This is a genomic window from Methylobacterium sp. Leaf123, from assembly GCF_001423405.1.
Classification (GTDB): Bacteria; Pseudomonadota; Alphaproteobacteria; order Rhizobiales; family Beijerinckiaceae; genus Methylobacterium.
On sequence record NZ_LMNS01000028.1, the window covers coordinates 1 to 4,008 of the forward strand.

Sequence of the window (4,008 nt, forward strand, 5' to 3'; positions counted from 1 at the left end):
TCTGCTGACGATTCTCGCCTGCGATGAAACGCTTCATCCCGACCTCCAAGATCGGGATTTACTCTACCAGATCAGCGCGTTTTCACACAGCCTGGACCCGAAGCGGTCGGCGGATCACCGCTTCGATTTCCCCGAAAGCGGACACCCATGGCCCGGGAGATCGGGCGCAGTTCGATCAGCGCGTATCCCCCACAGGTACGCCCGATCCTGCTTCATCATCTCCGAAGAGGTATCCCAGCGGTGTTGAAGCGCGTGTTGGTGTGCCGCGTTCGCCGGCGGCAAATTCGACCCAATGGGCATAATCGATCCTTGGGCGCAACCTTCCCTCTCGTCACCCATTCATGGTCTGTGACCCAAGACGCCCAGGGCGATGCGCCCCACGCCCTCGTCGTCGATGACGACTTCCTGATCCTCATGGACGCGACCAGCATTCTGGAGGATGCGGGATTCAAGGTGCTTGAGGCGATGAACGTCGCGCAGGCCTTGAAGGTGCTCGCGAAGCATCACGAGGCGGTGCAGCTTCTCTTCACCGACGTGCACATGCCGGGTGGCGCCGATGGCTTCGAGCTGGCGCGGAAGACCGCGGAGAGTTGGCCTCACATCGCCGTCGTGGTCGCCTCGGGCAACGCCAAGCCGGGACCGGGGGACATGCCGGAGGGGGCGACGTTCATCGGCAAGCCGTTCAGCGCCGCGATCGTCCGACACCACGTCCGCAAGACACTGCCCGACGACAAGCACCCGGAGCCGCTGAAAAGTTAGGGCTACCTTGTTGAAATTGTCTAAGTCTCCGGGATCCGGCATTCGTTCGGAGACGGCATGCTCTGACCGAGGTGAGTAGACACGTTTCTGCGGACGGGCATACGTAGCCATGCCTACTACCATTCACCGGTCGATCCTGGAACGACCCGAGGCGGCTAATGGCACTGCGGCGGCGTATCCTCGGCCTGCAGGCCCGCGAGTGGTGCGTCGACCGAACATACGACGCCGGAGGCCGGGTAGGACAGTTGCACCTCTCCGCCGAAGCTCCCGGCGAGCCCGCGCCCGATCAACCGGGACCCGAACCCGGTACGCTTGGGCGGCTCGACGACGGGACCGCCCCGTTCCGACCACCGGAGGGTGCATCGCGGCTCCCCGTCGTTCTCACGAAGGTCCCAAGCGACGGAGACCTTCCCCTCCGTGGTCGACAACGCGCCGTACTTGGCCGCGTTGGTTGCGAGTTCGTGCAGCATCAGCGACAGCGACAACGCCGCCTTGGAGCCGACCGTGAAGGACGGTCCCTTCAGAACGAAGCGACCCGGGTTGTCCTCGTGGGACTGCAGAGCGCTCCTGATCAAGGTTTCGATGGGAGCCGAGCCGACCGTCCCGCTCAGCAACAGATCATGGGACTTGCTGAGGGCGATCAGCCTGCCGGCCAGGACTTCCTTTGCCGCGTTGAGGTCCGTGGCCGTGCGCATGGTCTGGGTCGCGATGGACTGGACCATCGCAAGCATGTTCTTCATGCGGTGGCTCAGTTCGAGGTTCAGCGTCCTCTGTCGCTCCTCCGCCTCGATCCGCGCCAGCGCCGCGCGGGTCCGGTCCGCGATATTATTGGCGAAGCCGATCTCCTCGGGCTTCCAGGCGTAGGGGACGTCTTTGAGGGCGAAGAGCAGCGCCACGAACCGCCCGTGTTCCATGAGCGGCAGGTTGAGCAGCGCGCGCGCGCGGATGGCCGTCAGGGCGTCGGCGTCCGGGGCGGTTCGAGGGTCGTCCGTGACGTTGTCGATGATCACCGCGTGGCCGGACTTCAGGCTCTCGATGTACGAGCCGTAATTGCGGAACCCGTGCAGGCCGCCGATGCCCGGCATCCCCGGCGCCGACCATCCATGGTCGACGAGGATGGTCTCCTTGTCGTGATCCACCGCGCCGTAACCGGCATGGGACAGGGCGAGCGTCCTCCCCAAAATCTCGGACGCCACGCGAACGATCTCTCCCTTGTCGGCCGTGTTGCGGAGCCGGTCGCCCAGCTCGGCGAGGGCCGCACGCCGGGCATCCGCCCGCTTGCGTTCCGAAACGTCGATGAACATCGCGGCGAAGCGGTTTCCCGCCTCGCGGTAGGCCCGGACCTCGAACACGCGCCCGAGTTCCGGCACCCCGATCTCGAATACCTCGGCGTTACCGGTCTCGACCACCCGTGCGTAGGTCTCGATCAACCAAGCGGGGATGCCCGGGACGACTTCGCGGATCGTACGCCCGACCGTCTCGACCGGCAGGCCGGACTGGGCGGCGAAGGCCGGGTTGATCTCGACGAAGCGATAGTCGACCGGCATGCCTTCCGCGTCCCGGATGATCTCGCCGCTGAAGAACCCCTCCTGCATGCCCTCGAACAGGCCGCGCCAACGCCTCTCGCTCTCCGCGACCGACTGCTCGGAGGCCCGCTGCCGGGTGATGTCGCGGGAGACGACTAGCAGCCTCTCTGGCTGCCCGTCCGGTCCCCGGATGGGGGTGACCTGGACGTCCCACCACTTGGGCGTGCCCTTGAACGTGTCGGCCTGCCCCTGGAAGTGCCCCGTACCACCGGCGAGCGCCGACCACACCGCCTGTTGCGCGTCCGCGTTGCCCGAGCCGACCCAGAAGTCGGGCCAGGGGCAACCCCGGATCTCGTTGAAGTCGCTGACCTCCATCACCTCGAAGCCGCCCTCGTTCATGAAGGTCAGCTTCGCGTCCAGGTCGAGCACCTTGATGCAGTCGGCCGAGGACGCCAGCACGCCGCGCATGAACGCGGCGTCCGCCTGCTCCTTCGCGGCGGCGTTCCGCTGTTCGGTGCGGTCCCGCAGGATCTTGAGGAAGCCTTCGTGTCGCCCGTCCTCGTCCCGCAACGGCATCATCTCGCCGTTGGCCCAGAACCGGCCGCCGTCCTTGCGCACGTGCCAGCGCTCGTCGACCCCACGCCCTTTCAGCAGGGCGGAGGCCATCTCTTGCTCGGGAATGCCGCCGGCGATGTCTTCTTTCGTGAAGAAGACATGCACGGGCTTGCCGCACATCTCGGCCTCGTCCCAGCCGAGGATACGCTCCGCACCGGGCGACCAACTCGTCACCGTCCCCTTCAGGTCGAGGGAGACGATGGCGTAGTCGACCGCGCTCTCCAGGATCGCCTTGTTTCGACGGTCGCTCTCCTTGCGCAGGCGCAGCGAGCGGCGCAGTTCCAAGGTCGTGACCACTTGGTGCGCCAGCGTCCGTAGTACGAACGTCTGCGACGGCGTGAGCTTGTTCGGCTTGGTGTCGAGCACGCACAACGCCCCGAGGGCAAGGCCGTCCGGGGTTCGCAGGGGCGCCCCCGCGTAGAAGCGGACCTGGGGGCCACCGGTCACCAGCGGGTTGGACGAGGTGCGCCCGTCGCGCGTCAGGTCCTCGATCTCGAAGACGTCGTCCTGTCGGACGGCGTGGGCGCAGATCGAATGGGACAGGGGCGTCTCGCTCTCGCCGAACCCAGTCTCTGCCTTGAACCACTGGCGATCGCCGTCGAGGAGCGAGATCAGCGACACGGGCATGCCGCACACCTCGGACGCCACCTTCACGATGTCCTGGAACTCGGCCTCGGCCGGCGTGTCGAGGATGGCGTAGCTGGCCATCTCGGCCCGCCTGTACACCTCGACGTCCTCGCCGCTGCCGAGCATTCCCCCGTCCATGGTTCCCTTCGGATGCCCCTTAGGATTCGAAATCACTTGCGGTGAGGTTTGCCCCCAATCGTCCCGGCCTTCAACGGTGGTCGCCCACACGATTTCGCCGCATCCCCACCCCGTGCGTCCCGATGGGTGGTACCGGAATACCCTGGCAGGATGCTGGGACAGTCGAGTGTGGCACGGGCGTGACTGCTTCGAACCGGCAAAGTGCAGATGGCCTGACCGGACACCCGGCAAATGTCCAAAAGGTACTCAGAGCCCGTCCGATAATGTCTGGCCGGGGTTGAGTGGCCGGGATGGCGGTGATTCCAGAAGGGTGCTGAAGCCTGATCTGGACGTGCCATGTGGA

Annotated in this window: 2 protein-coding genes; one reads left to right on the plus strand and one right to left on the minus strand. The window is 65.8% G+C overall.

Translation table 11 applies throughout. From position 1 onward, the window contains the following. Positions 1-147 precede the first annotated feature (147 nt). Entirely contained in the window at positions 148-759 is a 612-nt protein-coding gene (locus ASF53_RS25105) for a response regulator (RefSeq protein ID WP_082482759.1), read from the plus strand. 155 nt (positions 760-914) lie between these two features. Here the strand turns inward: ASF53_RS25105 and ASF53_RS15845 are convergent, their stop codons facing one another. Next, positions 915-3,665: a PAS domain-containing protein gene (locus tag ASF53_RS15845; RefSeq protein ID WP_056200296.1), complete on the minus strand. Its 2,751-nt coding sequence runs from the start codon at positions 3,663-3,665 to the stop codon at positions 915-917. Positions 3,666-4,008 lie beyond the last annotated feature (343 nt).